Annotated in this window: 2 protein-coding genes, 1 tRNA gene, 2 rRNA genes and 3 pseudogenes; 2 read left to right on the top strand and 6 right to left on the bottom strand. The window is 39.3% G+C overall.

All coding sequences use genetic code 11. From position 1 onward, the window contains the following. Positions 1–90: 90 nt before the first annotated feature. The gene (locus AND4_RS18245; protein WP_009844461.1) at positions 91–1,971 is read right to left on the bottom strand and encodes a S8 family peptidase; all 1,881 of its coding nucleotides are present in this window, start codon (positions 1,969–1,971) and stop codon (positions 91–93) included. A 635-nt stretch (positions 1,972–2,606) separates the two neighbouring features. Here AND4_RS18245 and AND4_RS20170 point away from each other — a divergent pair. Beyond that, positions 2,607–2,755: pseudogene (locus tag AND4_RS20170) on the top strand (IS5/IS1182 family transposase); the annotation flags it as partial. Between the two features lie 95 nt (positions 2,756–2,850). On the opposite strand, the pseudogene AND4_RS20480 reads toward AND4_RS20170, so the two are convergent. Then, positions 2,851–3,117 (bottom strand): annotated as a pseudogene (locus AND4_RS20480) (hypothetical protein); the annotation flags it as partial. Positions 3,118–3,287: 170 nt separating this feature from the next. Beyond that, a complete protein-coding gene (locus tag AND4_RS18240) occupies positions 3,288–4,184 on the bottom strand; it encodes a LysR family transcriptional regulator (protein WP_009844459.1) in 897 nt (298 codons plus the stop codon). Between the two features lie 237 nt (positions 4,185–4,421). Here AND4_RS18240 and AND4_RS20475 point away from each other — a divergent pair. Beyond that, positions 4,422–4,673: pseudogene (locus AND4_RS20475) on the top strand (IS5/IS1182 family transposase); the annotation flags it as partial. 185 nt (positions 4,674–4,858) lie between these two features. Here AND4_RS20475 and AND4_RS18235 read toward each other — a convergent pair. The 3 genes from AND4_RS18235 to AND4_RS18225 form a co-directional block, all read right to left on the bottom strand. Then, positions 4,859–4,949 (bottom strand) — tRNA-Ser (locus tag AND4_RS18235). 83 nt (positions 4,950–5,032) lie between these two features. Further along, positions 5,033–5,149 (bottom strand): 5S ribosomal RNA (gene rrf / locus AND4_RS18230). 120 nt (positions 5,150–5,269) lie between these two features. Beyond that, a 23S ribosomal RNA gene (locus AND4_RS18225) occupies positions 5,270–5,722 on the bottom strand; the annotation flags it as partial.

Genomic DNA, 5,722 nt, shown 5'->3' with positions numbered 1-5,722 from the left:
CGAATACAGAGAAAGAGGTCAGTAAGCCCATAGTTAGGGAGAACAGTACATTATTTGATTTTTTCATGTGATTATTCCTTTCAATTACTCTTAGTGGCCAAAGATTCGAAGTGACCAATTTTTTAACTGTCCATTTTCACGATTATTTGCCATTGTTACATTTCTAGCTCCATTTTCGCCCGTGTTATGCGTAAATGAACGTGACTTACCGCTTGTATCAGTAACGTGTAATGTCCAGTTACCATCACCACTCTCACCATAGAATTTATGAGTCAGCATTGGGTGATCTCTGAAACCTGAAGTACCCTGTCCGATCGCATGCCCAACCATCCCGTTGCGTGGGGACATCAGGATACTCCTAGTGCCTGCTGGAGACTCTAATTCAATCAATAAATCAGACATACGTTGATGATCAATATTCAATCTGACTTGAACAGACTCAACAGTTTTATTACCTTGCTTAATGATGGTGCTATTGGTTGCTGTCTCACCTGCGTCTTGAATAACTAATGGCTCAACAAGTTGGCTAGAAACCCAATTACCGACATCTAAAGGAGGAAGTTGCTCATATGTTTCCGCGGCTTTTAATGCTGCATTGACATTAACTAAGCCAAAGCCATAATACGGGCTAAACCATCGACCTACACTATTTTTCTGCCAACCTTCTAATCCAGTAATAGTTTTTGATCTTCCTTTATCTGTTGTATAAGTTAACGAGATATCACCATAATTTTCATCAACTTGAGTTGCTGTTGTTGCTAACAAGTGACGAATATCACGTTGGGTTAAATTAGGGTACGCAGACATCATTAGTGCAAAAGCACCTGACGTATTAGGAGCCGCTGAAGAGGTTCCATTCATTGTACTATTATAATCACAAGTAGGATCTAGCTTGGTGCTTCCATGCAACAGGTGATTTCGGTGAGGAACACCCCTAAATTGACTATTGTAACCCATATCACAACCAGTTAAGTCTGTTGTAACATGTGCAGGAGAGCGACTACCATACTCACCGCCTAGCGCCGTTAAAAATACATTACTACCAACAGTAGAATAAGATGAACGTTCACCATCTGCATTAAGCGCACTCACTACGATATTCCAATAGTTTGCATTGTCTCCTGCTTGGTTACTGTTTTGCCAAGGTAAACCAGAATTATTCCCTGTAGGAGCAATATAATCCCTACCTCCCAAACCGATAATATTATAGCCATTACCTGCTGATTTAATAAATGCAGCACCTAATCCATTGTTAGAATTCATAGACATATGACGATAAGTTCTTTCCATAAAGTTATCGCTATAGTCACCAGATGCTATCCCACCAATACCATAACTTTGGTTAAAAATGCGAACGTCATCAGAACGTCCAGGTTGGCCATGACTGATATACCAGTTTGTTAATGTTTGAGCGTCTCGACCTAGAAAATTGAAACCTCGTAATGCAGCTTCAGGAGCTACCCCTTGCCCCCCGATATTATTATCTCTTACTGCGGCAATAATTCCTGCTACCGATGTCCCATGAGCATCACCCGGTGAAGTTGGCGTAGGATCTCGATCTTGACCAACAAAATCATACGAGGCATTTGGAGTGATATTCGCCGCCAGATCAGGGTGGCCAATTTCCAAACCATCATCGACAACGGCTACGTTAACACCCTCACCATAAATACCTCGGCGGTGTGCCCACCATAAGTTAAGATCATTTCCTGCAACGCCACCTCTTAGGGCAAAACCATCTTGACCTGTATTCATTAAATGCCATTGTTGAGCTTTAAATGGATCATTACCTGTAAGGCATCGGTGAATACTATCTCTAGTCAAACGTATGTTCTCTGTCCCATCTAGAGGTCCACAAATTTCTCCTGATGTATTATTTAGTGCATCTGTTGATACACCTGCCTGCACTACAAAAGATGTAGATCCTAAAACTACACTTATGGAAAGTGCCAATGACTTTGATTGCAACATAATGTTTATCCTTATTACTACCTTCTTTAAAAGAACATAAAAATGTTTTGGCTTCAGCGAAAATAACCTTTGAATTAATATTATTATCAACACCAACTAAACATTTATCTTTATTGAATAAAAATAATTATTTTATTGTCAGGAGTCACAATAAATATATTACTATCAAGTAAATCTATAACTGTAATACTTATTGTTTAATCACCTGCAATATATTCAACAAACATAATGTCATTTATATTAATACTAAGTAGCAATATTCATACAATTAATTTCACACAACACTTTTGCAATATTCACACTAATGCTTTTTGAGCAAATAAACCTGCTAGATCGTGTATAGCTTTGTTGTAATATTTAACCTAAGTGGTCTTCTGATACGGTTAAGCGACTCGGTAATTATTGGACAACTCGAGCTGAGAAAAACGATTTAAAATGGAACAAACAATTAACATTTCCTACAGCTGATTGTTCAACTTTTTACGTTGTAATTAGCATGCTTCTTCAATTGATGAAGTTTGGCGTTGTTATTTTTTGTAAGGTATTTGTTAAAGATTTTACTTCAATAAAAGACTAAAGATGAAAACGGAAATCAATGAGAATAGGAAAAATGAAAGTTATTTGAGTGCGGCAACAAAGATGCAATGTTTCAAGTGAAACAATTTTTAGGTGGGAAATTAAGCCTGAGGAATTATAACGCTCAAGTTGGTGAGACTTTCGCAATGATTAAAGCGGTAAATAAGCCTCAGGGCTAGGTATGCCTGAGACTCGGTGTGTCGTTTAATAATTTAGCACGATGGGGTTGGCATATCTTCTTTCCGAATTAAGCAACAAAACCTCACACACGGAATGATCGTACGAGTGTTTAAATTTCACCACACGCACTATCGCTTGTCGAAGTTTTCCTTGAGTGCTTTTACTGCAAGTAATCCCCTTCTTGTTCCACGATGGCCTTAACGATCTTGGTTTGACATGCTATTTCATCAATGGTCACCAATACTCCTGTGATATGAAGCATGAGCATTGAACATATGAATGGTGCTCGAGAATGTATTCAGAAATATCAAACCAGCCTTTTACGCCCGAAACCACCGCACATAAGGAACTAAAAAGGAGCTCAAACTGGCAATAAGTAACTTTTGCAATTTAACGTTGGAAAGTAATCGCTTGAAAACGGTCTTCAAAGTGGTCGATGTATACGGTGTTCTCCCGAAAAAAGGAATATATGCTCACAGACAAAAGTGATCATCAAATCGATCCCTTCGTTAGCTCAAAAAAATGCGCGCTCTTACCCTGACTTCACATCAATATAAAGTTTAATTCCAGAACTCATCATTTGATATTTTTTCAGTAATAAAATCTATAAAACTTCGATGCAATGGAGTCATTTGTTTTCGACTAGCGTAGACAAGATAAATACCATTTTTTTTCAGCTCCCAATCTGATAATAACTGTACAAGCTGACCCGATTTAATTAAAGGCAAAGAGCTAACAAGAGGCTGTTGACTAATACCAACACCAGATAGGGTCGCTTTAAGCAATATATTTGAAACGTTTGCAGTTACCTGTCCTGAAATAGGTACAGTTTCAACATTATCTTCACGATAAAAATACCATTTATGTTTATCAGCATAACTAAAAGATAGACAATTATGTTCAGCTAAAGATTGCGGCGCTATCGGCGTGCCATTAGCTAATAAATACTGTGGACTCGCTACAACAACTGAACGACACATACCAATTTTTTTCGCCACAACATTAAGGTCTAAGTGGTTACTAGTACGTACGGCTAAATCTATTCCTTCTTCAATCAAGTGTGTATCTCGATCGGTAACAATAAGCTCAATTTTAACTTCAGGCCACTTTGCACAAAACTCATTCACAGCTTCTAGCAAAAAAGCATTTACCATATAATATGCGCAAGAAATACGTAAACGCCCAGACAACGAATTGTTTTTTTGGTCAATAATACTATTGATGTCACCAGCTATAGAATCTATTTGATAAGCATGAGTTAATGTTTTTTCGCCAGCTTCCGTTAAGCTTTGAGTTCGAGTCGTTCTATGTAATAATCGGGTACCAACCCACCGCTCTAATTCACTTAGATAGCGAGATACTTTAGTTTTTTCAATATCCAATAACTTTGCAGCTCCTGATAAACTCCCCTGTTCAACAATAATAATAAATACTTTTAGCGCACTTAATCTATCCATTGTGTGGAACTTCCATTTTATAAAATAGAATTTTTACTCTATTCTTGACTAAAATAACATTCAGAAAAAGCAATAATTGAATACGAATCACAATTATTATCATCTTATGGCCGTAAACAGCTTTGTTGCGTAATTCAATGGAACTAAATCAAGTGATCAGCTTCGTCCACTACCTCTCTTAGTTCTATACCTAAACCTCTTTATAAAACAATCAACCGGAAGTAATACAACCAATCAATCATTAACCGTGGCTCTTTGACCTTTTGGATTGATGAAGAGCAATTAGTGGGTCATGGTGAAACATGTGTTTTCTATGCCACTGAGTGCGCTTAAAGGGCTTATCGATTCGATATTTAGGTTATCACCATGTACCATTAAATTACCGCATCAGTCTTGCAAGTTGAGGCCTCATTTAAGACTAAAACGAGAGTAGCGATACAGGAACTAGCCATTGATATGACGGCTTTAAGGCTTATAGCGAAGGGTGAAAGCACTTTATTTAATAAGCCCTATTAAAGCCTCAAGGCATGCTTAGCACAGGATTTCTTAATGAGTGGAGGAAAGACGTTTAGTATCATGGACACTCAGTAGGATCTTGATTCAAATACCTTAACCTTTTTCTAAACGCCAGACATGAAAAAAGCCTCGCTATTTCTAGCGAGGCTTTTGAATAGTGGCGGAGAGATAGGGATTTGAACCCTAGAACCGCTATTAACGGTTGCCGGTTTTCAAGACCGGTGCTTTCGACCACTCAGCCATCTCTCCGCAAATTGTTACTAAGCCTAGTCTTACTTAAATAATGCTAAGTCTCAGTTTTGCTTTTAGTTTAATCTAAAAGCGTTATTAAAGCCTGGCGATGTTCTACTCTCACATGGGGAAGCCCCACACTACCATCGACGCTAATTCGTTTCACTTCTGAGTTCGGAATGGAAATCAGGTGGGTCCAAATCGCTATGGTCGCCAAGCAAATTCTTTTTGTCTTCAGGTCTAATTCAACCTAAAAACAATCATTTGGAAAGCTGTTTTCGTTCTCACACATTCAATCTGTTCTTGCTTTGAGTCCATCAAAACCTCTTGGGTGTTGTATGGTTAAGCCTCACGGGCAATTAGTACAGGTTAGCTCAACGCCTCACAACGCTTACACACCCTGCCTATCAACGTTCTAGTCTCGAACAACCCTTTAGGATACTTAAAGTATCAGGGAAGACTCATCTCAGGGCTCGCTTCCCGCTTAGATGCTTTCAGCGGTTATCGATTCCGAACTTAGCTACCGGGCAATGCCATTGGCATGACAACCCGAACACCAGAGGTTCGTCCACTCCGGTCCTCTCGTACTAGGAGCAGCCCCCTTCAATCTTCCAACGCCCACGGCAGATAGGGACCGAACTGTCTCACGACGTTCTAAACCCAGCTCGCGTACCACTTTAAATGGCGAACAGCCATACCCTTGGGACCGACTTCAGCCCCAGGATGTGATGAGCCGACATCGAGGTGCCAAACACCGCCGTCGATATGAACTCTTGGGCGGTATCAGCCTG

It is taken from the genome of Vibrio sp. AND4, from assembly GCF_000171815.1.
GTDB lineage: Bacteria > Pseudomonadota > Gammaproteobacteria > Enterobacterales > Vibrionaceae > Vibrio.
This window is presented reverse-complemented; position numbering and strand designations above follow the sequence as displayed.

Excerpts from the sequence above, each read along its gene's own strand:
- AND4_RS18245 (WP_009844461.1), bottom strand. The coding sequence starts at position 1,971 with ATGTTGCAATCAAAGTCATTGGCACTTTCCATAAGTGTAGTTTTAGGA.
- AND4_RS18240 (WP_009844459.1), bottom strand. The coding sequence starts at position 4,184 with ATGGATAGATTAAGTGCGCTAAAAGTATTTATTATTATTGTTGAACAG.